Consider the following 16841-nt stretch of genomic DNA (forward strand, 5'->3'; position numbering starts at 1 on the left):
ACTAAGTAAAACGAGTAATGAGTAATGAGTAATGAGTAACAACTAATATCATTTCTTTATAAAGATGCGCCGAATTCAGCCTACGCAGGTAGGCTTTGTATCAGTAGCTCCACTCTTTCAGAGTGAGAGCGATTGAGCGCAGCCTCATACAGAATTGGTATAACAAATTACTGTAAATAAAAAGGATAAACTAAATTAAAAATATTATTTGTTGTGCGAATTTGATAATTAACTTGAATTAAAATTAAATTTGGTTGACTTGAATCGGGAATTGTATCTACATCTAAAACATCAATTCGAGGTTCCCATTCAATTAAAGCGTCTCGGACATCACTAACAATTTGTCCCACCGTTCCTAAGCTATTGGGAGCAAAAACTTTCTCGTGAATATTACAGCCAAAATTGGGACGCATGACTCGTTCTCCTTTGGATGTACTCAAAATCATCCAAATCGATTGACGGACGCAATCTTCATATTTTGCTACCTTTATTTGACCGTTTTCATCAAGTTCAACCGGTGAAGTCCATCCCACCCCTAAAAAATCAACATCCACTACATCACCTCCAAGGAACCATCATTAACTTTCACCCCAGCAGAACATTTAATTCCTAAACCAGATTTTGCTGTAATATTACAATTGTTACCGGCTTCTAATTGATAATTTTCTTTAGTTTTTATTGATAAATTGTTACATTCAATCGCAACATCATCATCGCTACTTTTTAAAGTAATTTTTCCTTTTGTTTCAATAGTTAAATCTTTTTCAACTGTAATATTCATTTTATTATCTTTGGAATCAATCAAAATTTGATTATTACCAGTTTTATCTTGAATCACAATTTTTTCTTCTCCATCAGTATCATCTAAAATAATCTGATGACCGCTACGAGATTTAATCACTCGTTGATTATTTTTACCATCATCATTTTTTACAGGTGGTTTATCTTTACCGTTCCACAAAGCTCCCAAAATATAAGGAACATTCATATTACCTTGTTCAAAAGCAACTAAAACCTCATCGTCAATTTCTGGTAAAAAGTAAATCCCCCGGTCATTTCCTGCCATTGGGGTTAAAACTCTAGCCCAATAGCTTTCTTCTGTTTGAGAAAGCCAAGGGAATTTTACTTTCACCCTTCCTAATCCATCTGGGTCTTTATTATTAGTAACTATGCCAATTGTGACACCTGGGAAATGATTATTTTGTTTATTATCAAGTAATAAATCGTATCCGTTCATATCGCATTCCTCTTGACAGTAAACGAAGTTTGATAACCTTGATTTCTCGAATAAATATGTTTTGCACTGGTGATATAATAAATACCGCTAAATCTTGTCCCGACTCCAGCAATTTCAATTACCTTCCCAGCACGTAAATCGGGATTACCTTGACAACTTCCTTCACCAGTAATGTAAGAAAGCAGCCCATTTTGAAACTGTCCTAATGCCATGCCATCAGCTTCAGCTTTACTCGATACAGCTTGATTAACTATCGTATAACTCGATTCTCCAAAGGCTTTTTTAACGGTTTTTGCACCAGAAGTTGAACCTCCCATTAATCCAGCTTCTTTTCCTACACTAGCATTTCCTACTATCTCTTTCTTTTCTTGAGGAATCCAACCTCTGACTTCAAATTTATGTACTTGGCTCAGAGTACTTAAACGAGGTAAAAATTCTTGTAAACCTTCTCCATAAGTCAAAGTTGAAATTTTAGATTTACTATTATTATGAGGACGAAAAAAAAGAGTTTTATTGTCTACCATCACTTCGTAACCAATACGTCCCGCTCGCTCTTGTAAAAATTCCCAATCTGTTTGATTGTGCTGTAAAATATATTCTAATTTAACTTTACTATCAGTAACTTTTGGTGTCAGTCCTCTGCTTCTAGCAATTTGACTAACAACATCACTATCTTTCATTTGTAAAAATGATTTTGTATGATGACCTCTCAACAAACGATGACGTAAATCGTGACCTCTTACTACTAATATTGGATTTGCATCTTGGGTATATTCTGGTTCTAATCCTGTAATTTCTCCCACCATTACAGTTTTAATTTCTTGCTCGTATCCCATTTGAATTTCGACTTCATTGCCAATATCAAATGTTTTGTCATCAACCCAGGTCATTTCTTGTTTTACCAAATCCCAAGTAACTAATTGCAATTCAAACATACTCGGAGCTTCTAAATCCTCGGATACCGTAACCGAAACTAGATCGGCTTTTATTCCCGAACTAAGGGATTTACCTTGAATCAAAATTTGTAAATTAGGGTTTAATAAAGAAGCATCATTTGGCATGATTTAATTCCTCTAAGTTAAACTATTAATTCGTAAAGGAGGAATTGTTAAAACCATTCCGGGATTTAATTTTCGGGGATTAATGAGACGATTTTCTTCAGCGATTATACGCCATAAAGAAGGGTCGTTATATTCTTCAGTGGCAATACTACTTAAAGTTTCTCCTCGTTTGACAATTCTTACAGGATCATCAATTGGATTCTCAATTTTCGCATTTTTTTGCGGTTCTCTCCACTCTTTAAATGTACAGTTTAAAGTTGCTCTCACGGGTGTAGCATCTTCTAGAAAATGGGTAAGTCTTTTAGTGACACTTTCTAAAAAACCATCGGGTAATAACACGCTATCTTTACCGGAAATAGTCCCCCAAATTAACTGACAGCGAGGAGGACGTTTAGAATTTTTTCCAATCCGGGGTTGAGTCAAACTAAAAATTTTGCGGGTATAGTTTTGGACGTTTTCAGGTGGAATTCCTGTAAGTGTGGTGTCAAAAAATAATTCCAGGCTGAGTCTAGTTAATTCTTTGGAAGTTACCGGATTGTTTTTGTCCATTATCCACCCAGTTTTGCTTATTTCCACTTGGTTTGGGTTAAATAAAACTTTGAATTCATCCGCAAAATCTCCGGGATTATTTTTTTCAGCTTTGATAGTTAATTTTTCTAATGTCATCGAGTTTTCCCTCTACGTTCGCTTTCAATTACTAAACGTCGCATTAGTTTGCGCTCAACTTGATTAACTATGGTATCTACATCTATCTTTTTTAAATTGTTGGAATTTGATTGATTAGCCAAGGGAGAAACAATAGTTTCTGCTGGTGGTGAAGGTAATGGTAATACTTTAGGAAGTGAAGAAGAATTATTATTCGATAAGTTGGGTTGAGAATTATTAGTTATTTGCGATGAGGAATAATTTTTTGTTAAAGGTAAAGATTGATTTCTTTCAGGGGTATTAATAGATGGAGTAATAGTGACTACGGGAAGATGATGATTCTTTTGAGAATTTGAATAATTTCTATTTAATGATGTTTCTTTTTTTATTGAATTATTTTTATCAGTTGAAGGTTGAGTAGTTACTATGGGTAGATTTGTTAAATTAATTTCAGTCCCTAAGTTTTCTTGTTTGCTATAAATAATATTTTCGGAATTATTTTCTAGTTGAGTTTGTTTGGAATTAGTGAAAGTATTTAAAGGATTAGTAACTGGGAGTTGGGATGAGAATAAATCTGAATTTTGTTGTTTGATTTGAACAATAGGAAGTTGTTGAGAAGCACTTATAAAACTTTGTAATAATGGCATCTCTCCGGTTTCTGTTATTTGTTCGGATATTGCTTGGGATGAAACAACCGGAATTTGTGGAGAAGATATAGAAGTTTGATTAATTTGATTATTGTGATTTTCTAAACCAAGAGCAGGGGTAATATTTTCTGAGTTTTTGATGTTATCAACTGATTTAATTGTCGAAGATTGAGAATTATCTGACTTTCGTTGAATTAAAGGTACAGAATTATTCTCTTTTTTGGTATTCGATTGTAACGGCATTTCTTCGCTTTCTGTTAGTTGTTCAGATATTGCTTGGGATGAAACAACCGGAATTTGTGAAGAAGAGATAGAAGTTTGGTTAATTTGATTTTCTAAATTAAGAGAAGGGGTAATATTATCAATTGGCTTTTCTTTTCGTTGAATTACAGGAGATGTTGATGTAAATTTATTTTCTCCGCTTTCTATTCCCGATTGATTGGTTGCTGAAACAGGTTGTGCATAAACAATAGGAACATCGTTAGATACACCAGTATTAACATTACCCCAACGTTGTATTTGTTGACCTAGAAGAGGTAAACGATTTAAAAGGCGATCGCAACGATTTATGATACGCTGACTCATAGATATTTTCATCATCCCCGGTTGATTTAAGGGACGATTCAGCCGATTGAGTAAACCAGTATTTAAGGAATCTTGCCAATTTGAGGAAACATCTGTCATTTTTTTATCGCTTCATTTTATCAATTATTTTTCTAAACCAATTTCATCTTGATTTTTTTCAGGGATATTAAAAGCAATGTTATGTAAAAATCAAAATCTACCAAATTTAGAAATTCCTTGATGAACCAGTTCAATTTTTTCCACAGCAATTTCATCATTACTAGCATTCAATTGTGGACCGTCCCATTTAACTGGATATGCATTTTTAAAACTCCACCACATCACGGGAATTTGCTGATTATTTAGTAAAATAACCGTACCATTTAACTGTTGAATTAATCCTTGATTTGTTGCTTCGTACCAAAGATAAAATAAATCAATATTAATTAATCCTCTATTTAAAACCAAATTCGGATAAGTCGTATGTTTGGGAAATTTATGTACAAAGCCATTTAATCCCCCCTCTTGATAACTTTCCAACTCAATTTCGCTACTTAAACCGCTAACTTCACTAAAACCACCAATAACAACCCCACCAATTTCAACCAAAAAGTTATAACCCATAAAGGGATCGTGTCCCAGAAAACTCGCTGTAGAACCAGCCGCTAAAACTGCATTCAGTCCGATAAGTTTAGGATTCATACCACCTCCGGTTAAATTTAGGAATTGTTGTTTTGCTCGTTTAGTCGCTGATTAATCTGCGCTACTTGAGCAACCCACTGCTGACGCTCTTGATGTTCCATTATCATTATCTGTTCGTAAGACCAATGAAAATGATAAGCAAGATAAGCTACCTCCTCCCTGAGTCTTTCTGGTGGGTAGCAAACTACTCCCCCACCGGAATAGTTTCTACCTCAAATTCACCTTCACAATGGGGACAAGCTACCCGCAGACGGCTATGACCATTTTGGTTAATTCTTTGATAAAAATCCTGCAAATAAACCAAATCTCCTGAAAATAAACCCTCAATTATTTTGGTATTAATTTGGTCTAAAGTTCCCAATTTAGTAATCACTCTTGCTAACAGAATAATCACTAAATAACCAGGATTTCTCTGCACTCTTGGGTCTTTAAGTGGGGTAATTTCATCATAAGCAGTAGAAAGTCTCATAATACCTTCTTGATGACTGTTACCTTCCGAATCAAGATACCCTTGAGGCAATATAAAAGGAAATTCAGTTTGCTGCATGATTTTACTTCAAAAAAACTAATCAAAAAAATACTAACCAACAGTAATACCTTCGTGAACTAATTCCAAAGTTTCTATGGCAATTTCATCAGAAGTACCATTCAAATCCGGAGCATTCCAAGTAGTTGGCCAACAATTTTCTAAATTCCAGCGAAGCTTTTCTTCTCCCCTATCATCAGCCAAAATAATTGAAAGATTACGTCTATCTGTATCCCCACTTTGTAATTTTTTGTGCCATTCCCAAAGTTCTTGATTATCAGTAATTCCCCGTTTTAAGGTGATATTTCCGAAAGAATTTAATGCAGGAATTTGACGCTGATTTAATGCTCTATCGGTACCTTCTCTATAGGTTGTTGCATTGCGAGTAGCTGTTAAGCCGCTGCATTCACGAAAACCAGCATGAACGATACCATCCCATTCAACCCAAAAATTATAACCAAAGTAGGGGTCATGGGGGTTAGAAATTGTCGGCATAATCAGATTATCTCCTTAAATTGGTAATAGGTAATAGGTAATTGGTAATAGGTAATTGGTAATTGGTAATGGGTAATTGGTAATTGGTAATTGGTAATTGGTAATAATAAATTATTGACTTTTGACTTTTGAAGCCCCTTGTTTAAATCCCCATAGATATTCCAGCCTTCTTCTTTCTTCCTTCATTTAATGCTAATTCCGCTACTACTTTGAACTAGTAAAAGTTGAATAAATTCCCCCGGAACTGTAGGAGCTAAACCAACTTCTGCTACTACCTGTCCCATTTCTCTATTTTCAGGAGGGTTAGTTTCTTCGTCGCATTTAACATAAAATGCCTCTTGCCCAAGAGTACCTTTAAGCGCACCTTGTAGCCATAAAGATTCACAATAAACGCTTAATTCTCTTTCTAATCGTATCCACAAAGAGAAAGTATTTGCTTCAAAAACTGTATCTGCTAAATTAAAATTTGCCCAGCGTCCAAAAGTTATAAATAAGCGACGCACGTTGACATATTGCCATTCAGGTAAAGGACTTAAAGTACGTACCCCCCAAACCCGCATTCCCCTTCCCCGAAAGCTACGAATACAATTGATTCCCGGTTGATTTTTAGGGTTCAATTGTTCTTGCTCTGTGGGAGTTAAGGAAATACTCAGATTTATTACATCTTCAAGCTCTATATTGGCAGGTGCATGATGTACTCCTCCCGTAGTATCAGAATTTGCATAGATTCCAGCAACATGACCGCAAGGAGGAATAAAATCTGGACGATTTTCGACTTTTAGCCAAGGGGCATATAATGCACCATAGTGACTCGAAAATTCCTTTCTTTGCCAATCTAATTTTTCCACATCATTGACATTCAAAGCATCAAGAATTGCAAAGCGATTTCCCACATATTCACAATGTTCTAAAACTGCTTGCTGCATTTTGATAATTTCATCAGCATTGCTTGCAAGCATGATATCGGGAACGCAAATTAAATCAGTATTTTCTAGTAATTCGCTTGCTTCTAAAGCTTGTTTCAAAGTATCAAGACTATTATTTTCTAAAGCTACGACATAACAAAGACGACCTCCATTTTCAAAAAAACCTTTGATGGCATTTTTTAAATATCCCTGACTCTGACTTCCCTTGATCTGACTAAAATACTGGTCAAACTGAGTTCTTAAAGTTAGCTTTTTTGGTTCATTATTATCTGAAGAAGCCAAACCAAAAAAAACTGGAACTCCCGTCAACAATTCAGATTCCGGTGTCGGAACAATATGATTGAGAGAAACACCTGGGATTTTTGGCTTTAAATTCTGCATCAAATTCACCACGAAGATTATTTAATAGAGGGAGGGAGGGAGTGAGGGAGTGAGGGAGAGAGGGAGACAAGGGGACAAGGAGAAATAATTATTAACTTGCTACTTGCTACTTGCTACTTGCTACTTGCTACTTGCTACTTACTACTTGCTACTTCCAAAACTCTACTGTCCCGAACCATCCCACTGACTGATACGGAAAATTACGAATTCTGCGGGTTTAACTACTGCTACACCAATTTCAGTAACCACTTGACCCAAATCCCGGACTTCTGGAGGGTTGGTTTCTGCATCGCATTTTACGTAAAAAGCTTCTTCTGGTGTTGTACCAAATAATGCTCCTTGTCGCCATTCGTTTACTAAAAATGCACTGATATTGCGGCGAATGTTTGCCCAAAGTTCTGGGGTATTCGGTTCAAAAACCACCCACTGAGTTCCTTTATCAATGGAATCTCTCAAGTAGTTAAAATGACGGCGAATATTTACATACTTAAATTCTGTATTTGCATCACCACCCAAAGTCCTCGCACCCCAAACCCGAATATTACCGTTTAATTTACGAATGCAGTTGATTCCGTCAGGGTTGAGTCCATCCTGTTTGGATTTGCTGAGATTATATTTTAAATCTAAGGCTCCCAAAATAGTTTCATTCCCAGGAGCTTTATGTACTCCCCTTTGTCCATCAACCCTTGCATAAATTCCTGCAATATGACCGCTGGGAGGAACATAAATATTACTATTGCTACCAGGGTCAAACACTTGAATCCAAGGAAAATACAAAGCTGCATATTCTGAGTTGAAAGGTTTGAGAGTGTCAACAACTCCCGTACTGCCCAGATCGATAGTTTCATCACTATCTAAAACAGCAATGCGATCGCCCATTTTTTCGCAATGGTCTTTGATATCATCTCTTAAGCTCAAATTTCCTGGAGCAGCGACGATGGTAATCTCATCAATAGCTTCAAATTTATCCAAAACCTCGCTAACTTCGCTTTCCCCAGTTATCCAGGTGATATAGCAGCGAGTTCCTCCATTCCTGAAAAACCCGTAAACCGCATGAGCTAAAGTATTTTGACCTTTAGTATCATCAGTTGGAAGCAGAAAATCACCAAAGAATTTCTTAAATTCAGTAAAATTCGTACAAAGTTTAATTTCCCCTTCTTGAGCAATATTTGGATCTATTGGATTTGGTTGTACGGGTATTTCAACTTGATAATATCCGGTGATTTCTGCCCCTGAAGCTACAGGTTCGCTAAACTTTATTGTTGTAGATTTATCTGTATCATTATTGGTAATTGGATTTTCATCATCTAATTCGACAGAATTTCCACCAACAAAAAAACCGTAAGTTCCCTCATTCAGAACTACTGGATAATCTCCTGGAGGTAGCGGATAATTTTTTCGATTTCCACCTTCACCTTCCCCAATTTCAACGGGAGTTCTTGCGCTACCGACAGACCTTGTTGATGTAGTCGCAGCGTTATTTGACGACCAAGCATTAGCATTAATCGTACCAATAAAAGCCGCAATACTAGTACCAACCCCTACAATTGGAGCAGAACCAGAAGCAATTTCTTCTACATAAACACCGGGAGAAAGATAAGTTGGCATTTAGATTAACTCCTAAGTTTTAGCTAGCTATTTCTACTTTCAAGGAAACTTATATTTACCAGATTTTCAATTTATTTTTGTGTTTTCTTAAATGAAAGAACAATATCATCCATCATCGTCGTGGGAATTTTATTATCAATAGGATTAGCAACTTTTACTTTGCTTTCAACTTTATCGTAGCGAGATACATTTGTAGGTAAAAATGTTTCTAAAACATAATCCCCTGGAGGTAAATTTACAAAGTAAAAATAACCATCAATAGCTGTGATTTTGCGGTCAATTCTTTCGGGCATTTTTTCCCATTTTTCACCGTATTGTAATGCCTTCAAAGATAATTTAGTTTGAAAAAAATCGGGCATTTCAATAATTTTGACCATAGCACCAGCAACAACCTTTCCCGTTTTTTCCTCCACAACTCGACCTGCAATAGCAACCAGTGGACTAGTAAAAGTAGTTTTCAACATTACCCGTTACCCATACATTACTCACTGACCTCTGGCTGATAAACACCAACTAATCCCACTTCTTCTTCAGCCTCATACACAGGAACAGAAATTGTCACCGTACAATGCAATACAACCTTGGGTTTAGTTCCATTCTTTCCCCCCATAGCTTGCCAGAATTCCCCAAAACTCTGTAAATTACTGGGACGCAAACTAAGAACCCTTAAAGGAACTTCTTGTCCTTCAAAATTAGGAGCAACGAAATTTTCTGGAAGCCTGCGATAACGAAGTAACACCTTCATTACCTCTCCTAACAGTTGATGTTCTGTCTGGATATCATCTTCATTTTGAGGCCAAACAGTAATTAAATAAGAACAATCAACCCTAGCAGGAGGACGTTTTTTAACTGCTTTACCATTACTTTGACGCTCCACAGACCAGGTCCCGAGACGTAACTCTAAATTCTCCTGTACGTCATAAAGAAAACAATTAATCGCTGGTTTCTGCTTAATAGCTCCTTGATAGGGTGTATCAAAACTGATAAAAACCTCCGTGTCCTCTGACGGAATATCAGATGGAAGCTCTTGCTTTAATAACAATTCTAAAGTCGCGTCTAAAGCATCAAGCATTTTCTAAGTATTTTTAAAAATACAGTTGTGAATTATTAGGAAGAATTAGCAATTTTTCAAAAGACTACAGTTAGTTTAATATAAGAATAAGCTTTTGAGACATAAATAATTATCAATAAATATTGCGAATGATTGCACTTGTTACAGATATTATAATTATTGAATTATCTTTTCAGAATGCTGCTAGCCGTTCTTATAAGACACCATGTTAGTAAAAATTAAGTTGAGCCTTAACTCATCAGTATAAACAATCTATTTAATAAGCTACAGTACAAATTACGTTATAGAATAGATACGTAAAATCTTTTCCTAACAGAGTTCAATATACTCAAGTAGCGCTTTTCGATTTAAATTCCCAATCGAATACAGGAGATAACCCATGTACCGTCAAGAAATATCCCAGAAAACTTCACCTCCGATTAATTCACACTCAGAAAGTAAAGATATTAATCCCAGTCGTAATTATGGTTCCTTATCTTCCGTGGTACAAAGAGCGCAACAAGATGTAAATAGCATCAATGCGGATGAAAAACAGCAATTAGAAAGTGCTATTGGGACGAAAGCAACAGGGGAAGTGTTGACGGGTAAGCAGTGGGTACCTGAATTTAAGGGAATTTCCGGTCAGCTTTGGGGAGATGCAGCGATACAGATGAAGGGGAAAGATAATAATGTATCTGAGGTGGAGCTAGAAAATAAAACTGGCTTACCAGATAACTTGAAAGCAGGAATTGAAAATATCTCTGGGATAGCGATGGATGATGTGAAGGTTCACTACAATTCCTCTGAGCCTAGTAAATTCCAGGCTTTGGCATATACACAAGGAACTGATATTCACGTTGGACGGGGACAGGAACGGCATTTACCCCATGAAGCATGGCATGTGGTGCAGCAAAAGCAAGGAAGGGTAAAGCCGACTTTACAGATGAAGGGAGCCGCGATTAACAATGATTCCTCCTTGGAAAGAGAAGCTGATGTAATGGGTGCTAAAGCATTACAATCGAGCCTTCCAACCACCCAACTGCAAAAACACTATGGTTCAGCTTCCGTACTACAGCGCCAAGAAACCAGCTTTCCAGAAGATTCTGAAGAAAAACTCAAGGAAATGGGAGTATTACAAAGGAAAGAGCAATCGGGAGCAATTCAGTTCAGAGGTGGGCCTACTGTTGGAATATTGAAGATTAAAAGTAGTGATATTGGCTCTTCCCTGTTAGCCGGACATGCCTGGTTGTCCTATACCCCTACAGGAGGAGGAGAAGTGACTCATGGAACTTGGGGAAACACAGATCACATCGGTTATAATCGTAACTTTGAATGTGGAAGAAACGCTAGAGCCGAAAGAGCCACTGATGTCGATAATACTGACTTAGGTAATCTAAATAACTTTATTGCAGCTAATGATAAATGGACATACCTCAATAATTGTTCTTCTTTTGCAGCGCGGGGATGGAGAGCAGTTACAAAGGAAAGGCTTGCGTACAAATCTTTAGGATTTATTCCGAATCCCAGTGCATTGGGTGTAGGTATAGTAGCAGCAAACGGCGGCACAACCGGGGTGCTTCCCGCGAATCGAGGAAGTAGCGCCAACAGTGCTAGTAGCACATCTAGCAGCAGTGCCGGTTTTTCCAGTAACAGTGTAAACAGTGCCCTCGGTAGCGGTCTCGTAGGTAGCAGCGTAGGTAGCAGCGTAAGTAAGAGTTCTGGAAGTTCAAGTATATAATTATCCAGGTAGATTTTTAGTTATGGATAACCTTATAGGAATATTGCTCGGAACTTTAGAGAGTGCTGGTATCTTTTTAGGGAAGGAACCAGTTCAACTCGATGAGTTAAAACACAAACCAAGGCTAGAATTGGAAGCTAATCTTCTCAAGATTGAAACTACACATAGCTTAAGAAACTCTGCAAAAGAAGTTTATAAATTTGAGTTGGAATTCAAGGAAGGCAAATTTTTAATCAGAGCATTTCAAAAATTGGTTAGTCCACCCTTAAGTAACAACTATCAGCAAGAATTTTTAATATCGGAACAGTTGGAACAACTAGCTTCCCCTGATTTAGAGTTTTATTGGGTAGATCCAGATAATACATTACACGCGCTCCCAGTGCATAGGTTGAATTGAAGCATGAAACCCAGCTAAAAACTGAAAATTAATCTATTAATCTTTGAACAAACATTACCCAAACTTGAATAAAAAAGCAGAAGTAATCCTAGATTTAAACGGTTTACAACCTTTCCTAGAAATATTAGACCAACTCATCATCCAAGCAAAAGAAAAAACACAATCACCTGAAACATGCCCAAAACTAACATCAATCAAAATACGTGAAGATTCCCTCTTAGCTTGGTTACAAAACACTTTTAATTTATCAACTTTCGACCTATATATATTAACAATTGCCCTGGCTCCTGAATTAGATAAACAATACGAAAGAGTTTATGTTTATCTTCAAGATGATATCAACCACAAAAGACCAACTGTAGATTTAGTATTTAGTTTACTTTGTTCTAGCATTCCCGAAAAATTATCCAGACGAAAGCATTTTTCTACTAATTCTCCCTTAATTCACCATAAATTACTCCATCTCTCCTCAGAAGCAACTTTACTTGCTCAACACCTCATCCTTGATGGTCAAGTAATTCGATTATTGCTAAACCAACACGATTTAGATTCCCGACTCGTTTCTTGCTGTCAACTGTTAGAACAAAACCCCTCTGCTGAATTTATTGATAATTTATATCTCAAGGCAGATTTACAAAATCAATTACAAACCATCGTCAAAGAAGATTGGCAAAAACAACCTTTACTGCTTTATTTTCAAGGAATTGACAGTTTAGGGAAACGCCGTACCGCTCAAATGCTGGCTCAAACTTTAGAAATTCCTTTATTAGTTGCAGACCTAGGAAAAATATTAGAAGATAAACCCAATTTTGAATTAAATTTACAGCTTTTATTCCGAGAAGCTTGGTTTTTTAATCGTTTACTATATATAGATAACTTCGATATTCTTTATATCCCAGAAAATAAAGTTTATTATCAATCCTTTCTCAAACAATTAGAAAATAATCGCAGTATTACAATCCTTGCAGGAATAGAAAATTGGATTCCCACAGCAACAGATATCAAAGGTGTAATAACTATTCCCTTTACTATTCCGGAATCGGAACAGAGACGAAAATGTTGGGTAAATCAACTAAGAGCAGCAGAAATAATCCTTGAAGATAAAGAATTAGAAATAATCAGCAATCGCTTTCGTCTCACCCCGAAACAAATAGCTGATGCTGTTGCTACTGCTAGTAATACCGCTCGTTTGCGATTAGACAATCAATTTAATAATCAAATTTTTAATAGTTTATGTAGTGCAGCTCGTTCTCAATCCGGTCACGAATTAACAACCCTCGCTCGTAAAATTGAACCGAAATACAGTTGGAACGATATCGTACTCCCCCAAAATCAACTCACGCAATTACAAGATATTTGCAAAGAAGCAGAATATCAAAACTTAGTTCATCAACAATGGGGATTTGCAGAAAAATTATCTCTAGGCAAAGGATTAAACGTTTTATTTTCTGGAACTCCGGGTACCGGAAAAACAATGGCAGCCGAAGTAATTGCTGCTCATTTACAGCTAGACTTATATAAAATTGATTTGTCGCAAATAGTGAGTAAATACATCGGCGATACGGAGAAGAATCTCAACCGCATTTTTACCGCAGCAGCAAATTCAAATGCCATTCTTTTATTCGATGAAGCAGATGCTTTATTTGGCAAGCGTTCCGAAGTTCAAGACGCTAGAGACCGTTACGCCAATATCGAAGTGGGTTATCTGCTGCAAAAAATGGAAGAATACGAAGGGATTGCAATATTAACTACAAATGCTCGTAGTAATATGGACGAAGCTTTTGAACGAAGACTGCGGTTTATTATCGAGTTTCAGCTACCCGATACAAACCATCGTCACTTAATTTGGCAGAGAACTTTCCCAGAAAACGCACCATGTAGCCCCGATTTAGATTTAGAATTTCTAGCACAAAATTTTGAAATCACAGGGGCTAATATTCGTAATATTGCATTAAGTGCAGCTTTTTTCGCAGCAGATGATGGTGGAGTAATTGAAATGGTGCATTTAGTCCGAGCAATGCGTCGGGAATATCAGAAAATGGGGCAAATTCTGCGGGATAAGGATTTGGGTAAATATTTAGGGTTGCGTTGACGTTCTCTCACGGATAGAATCTGTGAGCATAATTCGTAATTCGTAATTCGTAATTAGGGCTTGCTGAATAAAATTATAAGTCTTGTCAGATAATGCTTTCAGACCTTTCCCTCCTTTTCTTGTGCAAGCTTATATGATGTACTAATTCCTCGTTTCATCATTGAATATTCCGAATACACCTTCTAGATGTGCGCTACCTCTCGGTATGATTCATATCGGAACCTATACATCCGGTTATATCCTTGTGGACTTTCCCGTTGAATTTCGTCGTGATGCCATTTGCTTTTTCTAGAATCCTCTTCCCTGTTGACTATCGGTTTTCGCTTACGCTAAACTTTGCTAATAGTATTTGACCTCTAATAGCAGTCAAAATATCAGGGGTTCCCGTGTTCATCTGGTTGGTGTTTGCAGAAGAATGAAGGTTCGTCCCATACCCCGGAGTTCTTCGTCATACCAAATTTGGGAAGTTCCCCCCAAATTTATTGAATAGTGAAATTAAATAGTCGTTGTATTCGATATAATTTAGAACTTATTCAAGATTGGTTTCATAATCGTCAAGACCCAATTGCCCATCACCGAGCAATTGAAAAATATCATGCAAGTTTAGCGAGCAATCAAAAGTCTACAAAGGGAAAAGCTTGATTATAATTAAAAGAAACGAATACTCCATTGCTTTTTATTACCTTCGGTGCAATGGAGTCACAAAATAAATTAATAATTTTATTGTACTTATCAAAACACTATTGTTTAATCAATACAAACTTTGGTTTTAGCCTCAGAATTTGATTGTTTATTCTTAACTACAATTTCCACATCACAACCTAAAGCATTTAAAAAACGGAAAAGTCTTTCGGTTGAAAAACCTGATAATTTACCTTTCATCAAAGCAGAAATTTTTGGTTGGTCAATTCCTAATAATTGTGCGGCTTCTACTTGAGTGATGTTTCGTTGAGTTATGATTTTGCTAATTTGACGTGCTAATTCTGCTTTAACAAGTAATTCATCTGGATTGGCTAAACCTAAATCAGCAAATACATTTCCACTACTTTTTTGAACCTTTATTTCTTCAGTCATAATTATTTAACTTTTATTTTTACTATAGTTTTTTGCATGATATTCTTTGGCTCGCTTTAAGCGTGCTTCGATTAGTTCAATATCTTGTTTTGGTGTTGAAATACCACGTTTCGATTTCTTTTGAAAAGTATGTAAAACATAAATTACATCTGCGAGTTTTACTGTATACACAGCCCATACACAGCCCTGTAAGTATTGCTATCGAAATCTTCTACAATTTCTAACATCCCTGCACCCTTAAAACCTTTAAGTGGTTTAGCGTTCTCATGCTTTTCTCCGCATTAAGCCAAGTACAAAGCATAACCCACTACTTGCTGTACTTCCTCTGGGAACTCTTTCAAATCATTAAGGGAGCTTCCAATCCATTCAACTGGTTTCAACACATCACTCATATTTTCAATATGCTAGTTTTGGCATATTTTGTCAATGATATCTGAAATTTGTTGTGTATGAGTTTAATAAGCAATAAAAAGCAATACTCACTACTAACTGTAATAGCCACTGGAGCAAGGTGAGTATCGCCTAAACTATAAAATCCTAAAACTCCGGTAAGAAAAGCTCTCGACTCTGCCCAGCATAATGTCGAGATGATACAATCGCGCTCTTCAACACTGAAAGGATTGATATCCGTTTCCTGAGAATCTCCCTTGGGTAGTTTAATATCACTCGCCATACCTTCAAAGGGGTTTTCTTCAATTAATTGAGACTTCACAGCCCAATTACAACAAGCACAAAACTGAGTAAGGATTTTTTTGGCAGATAACGGGCTTCTATTTGCAATTAACCAATCGCGAATCCCCACAGCTTTATCCAGAGTCTTCACGGGAAGATGCACGTTAATACAGCGATAGATTTTCTTGTAATCCTTCGCCAAAGTGCTGGGGGATAAACTCGACTTTTTATATTCGGTGTAACTATCCCACAAATCAGCTAAAGAAACACTACTTTCTGGGGAAGTCTCCTCGTCAGAAGCCGATGATTTAAAGATATCTTGCTGGGATTGAGGCTTGTACCGAACCAAAGTGATATCAAAATTGTTGCAGAGTATATCCAACTCAATTTGTTTGGCTTTCATCTCCGCCAGCTTGCGATTGGCTTTAGTATCGGTAAAACCCGTTGATAAATAATGACGTTTACCCCCAAAACTAAAAACGAGTTGTAAACGCTCATTTGAAGTTTTGATTTGGACAGTACCTTTACTTGCTTTCTTGTTAGATTTTTGGGAACCCACAATTGACTCCTGGACTTACAAACGAAGACAAAGAGAAATTGCTAGCTTATTTCTCCATTGCCTTGCTGGACTTGGAATCAGCGCGCTCTGATTTACCCCAACTTTACCCCAATAAATTGTCCAAACCCGTCTAAAAATGTCCAACGTGGGGGTAAATTTACACCCAATTTACACCCCTCGAATCGCTGAAACGGGGTTTTTGGGGCATTAAAAAACCCCCAGAAGCGTTAGCTGGAGGGGGTTTTGTTTGTAATGCCGAGAAGCAGATTTGAACTGCTGACACGAGGATTTTCAGTCCGAGTAAATTCATTGCTATATAATACTTTCAGCCTCTAAAATCTATTTTACACCATCTTTACACCATTTGATATCTAGCGAGTTTCTCAATGCAATAAAAACTCGTGTTCCTTTTATAGAAGGCTTTTTGCGATAATTACTTAGACTTTTTTACGGCGTTAAATTAGGC

The 16841-nt window shown here is 36.7% G+C and carries 18 protein-coding genes and 2 pseudogenes; 4 read left to right on the forward strand and 16 right to left on the reverse strand.

Annotated features, from left to right (window positions below; translation table 11 throughout):
* Positions 1-167: 167 nt before the first annotated feature.
* From RIV7116_RS08190 to RIV7116_RS08245, 13 genes and pseudogenes are all read right to left on the reverse strand, one after another.
* Positions 168-554 (reverse strand): GPW/gp25 family protein, encoded by a 387-nt coding sequence (locus RIV7116_RS08190; RefSeq protein WP_015117819.1) that lies wholly within the window; start codon positions 552-554, stop codon positions 168-170.
* On the reverse strand, positions 554-1237 hold the full coding sequence (locus RIV7116_RS08195) for a phage baseplate assembly protein V (protein WP_015117820.1): 684 nt from the start codon (positions 1235-1237) through the stop codon (positions 554-556). Before RIV7116_RS08195 ends, RIV7116_RS08190 begins: the two co-directional genes overlap by 1 nt.
* Entirely contained in the window at positions 1234-2298 is a 1065-nt protein-coding gene (locus RIV7116_RS08200; RefSeq protein WP_015117821.1) for a phage late control D family protein, read from the reverse strand. The genes RIV7116_RS08195 and RIV7116_RS08200 overlap by 4 nt, the downstream gene beginning before the upstream one ends.
* A gap of 12 nt (positions 2299-2310) precedes the next feature.
* Positions 2311-2964: a LysM peptidoglycan-binding domain-containing protein gene (locus RIV7116_RS08205; RefSeq protein WP_015117822.1), complete on the reverse strand. Its 654-nt coding sequence runs from the start codon at positions 2962-2964 to the stop codon at positions 2311-2313.
* On the reverse strand, positions 2961-4274 hold the full coding sequence (locus tag RIV7116_RS08210; protein ID WP_015117823.1) for a hypothetical protein: 1314 nt from the start codon (positions 4272-4274) through the stop codon (positions 2961-2963). The genes RIV7116_RS08205 and RIV7116_RS08210 overlap by 4 nt, the downstream gene beginning before the upstream one ends.
* A gap of 90 nt (positions 4275-4364) precedes the next feature.
* Positions 4365-4856: a phage tail protein gene (locus RIV7116_RS08215; protein WP_015117824.1), complete on the reverse strand. Its 492-nt coding sequence runs from the start codon at positions 4854-4856 to the stop codon at positions 4365-4367.
* 17 nt (positions 4857-4873) lie between these two features.
* Positions 4874-5026: pseudogene (locus RIV7116_RS37570) on the reverse strand (DUF6760 family protein); the annotation flags it as partial.
* Between the two features lie 14 nt (positions 5027-5040).
* Positions 5041-5403: a hypothetical protein gene (locus RIV7116_RS08220; RefSeq protein WP_015117825.1), complete on the reverse strand. Its 363-nt coding sequence runs from the start codon at positions 5401-5403 to the stop codon at positions 5041-5043.
* Between the two features lie 33 nt (positions 5404-5436).
* Positions 5437-5877, reverse strand: a complete 441-nt coding sequence (locus tag RIV7116_RS08225; RefSeq protein ID WP_015117826.1) for a phage tail protein — start codon at positions 5875-5877, stop codon at positions 5437-5439.
* 182 nt (positions 5878-6059) lie between these two features.
* Entirely contained in the window at positions 6060-7184 is a 1125-nt protein-coding gene (locus RIV7116_RS08230; protein ID WP_015117827.1) for a phage tail sheath subtilisin-like domain-containing protein, read from the reverse strand.
* Positions 7185-7346: 162 nt separating this feature from the next.
* A complete protein-coding gene (locus RIV7116_RS08235; protein WP_015117828.1) occupies positions 7347-8792 on the reverse strand; it encodes a phage tail sheath subtilisin-like domain-containing protein in 1446 nt (481 codons plus the stop codon).
* Positions 8793-8863: 71 nt separating this feature from the next.
* On the reverse strand, positions 8864-9256 hold the full coding sequence (locus tag RIV7116_RS08240) for a carboxypeptidase-like regulatory domain-containing protein (protein ID WP_015117829.1): 393 nt from the start codon (positions 9254-9256) through the stop codon (positions 8864-8866).
* 17 nt (positions 9257-9273) lie between these two features.
* Positions 9274-9864, reverse strand: a complete 591-nt coding sequence (locus RIV7116_RS08245; protein WP_015117830.1) for a DUF4255 domain-containing protein — start codon at positions 9862-9864, stop codon at positions 9274-9276.
* Between the two features lie 379 nt (positions 9865-10243).
* On the opposite strand from RIV7116_RS08245, the gene RIV7116_RS08250 reads away from it, so the two are divergent.
* The 4 genes from RIV7116_RS08250 to RIV7116_RS36365 all read left to right on the forward strand — a co-directional run bounded on the left by RIV7116_RS08250 (position 10244) and on the right by RIV7116_RS36365 (position 14712).
* Positions 10244-11581, forward strand: a complete 1338-nt coding sequence (locus RIV7116_RS08250) for a DUF4157 domain-containing protein (protein ID WP_015117831.1) — start codon at positions 10244-10246, stop codon at positions 11579-11581.
* A 22-nt stretch (positions 11582-11603) separates the two neighbouring features.
* Positions 11604-11978, forward strand: a complete 375-nt coding sequence (locus RIV7116_RS08255; protein ID WP_015117832.1) for a hypothetical protein — start codon at positions 11604-11606, stop codon at positions 11976-11978.
* 64 nt (positions 11979-12042) lie between these two features.
* Entirely contained in the window at positions 12043-14070 is a 2028-nt protein-coding gene (locus RIV7116_RS08260; protein ID WP_015117833.1) for an ATP-binding protein, read from the forward strand.
* A 489-nt stretch (positions 14071-14559) separates the two neighbouring features.
* Positions 14560-14712 carry a hypothetical protein gene (locus RIV7116_RS36365; protein WP_232435776.1) on the forward strand — a complete coding sequence of 51 codons (153 nt, stop codon included), beginning with the start codon at positions 14560-14562 and terminating at the stop codon, positions 14710-14712.
* Positions 14713-14817: 105 nt separating this feature from the next.
* Here RIV7116_RS36365 and RIV7116_RS08265 read toward each other — a convergent pair whose 3' ends face one another.
* The 3 genes and pseudogenes from RIV7116_RS08265 to RIV7116_RS08275 all read right to left on the reverse strand — a co-directional run bounded on the left by RIV7116_RS08265 (position 14818) and on the right by RIV7116_RS08275 (position 16375).
* On the reverse strand, positions 14818-15144 hold the full coding sequence (locus tag RIV7116_RS08265; RefSeq protein ID WP_015117834.1) for a helix-turn-helix domain-containing protein: 327 nt from the start codon (positions 15142-15144) through the stop codon (positions 14818-14820).
* Between the two features lie 6 nt (positions 15145-15150).
* Positions 15151-15536, reverse strand: a pseudogene (locus tag RIV7116_RS08270) (type II toxin-antitoxin system RelE/ParE family toxin).
* Positions 15533-16375, reverse strand: coding sequence for an Arm DNA-binding domain-containing protein (locus RIV7116_RS08275; protein ID WP_015117835.1), 843 nt, complete (start codon positions 16373-16375; stop codon positions 15533-15535). Before RIV7116_RS08275 ends, RIV7116_RS08270 begins: the two are co-directional and overlap by 4 nt.
* Between the last annotated feature and the right edge of the window lie 466 nt (positions 16376-16841).

Origin of the sequence: Rivularia sp. PCC 7116 (assembly GCF_000316665.1) — a bacterium.
In the GTDB taxonomy this organism is placed as follows: Bacteria; Cyanobacteriota; Cyanobacteriia; order Cyanobacteriales; family Nostocaceae; genus Rivularia.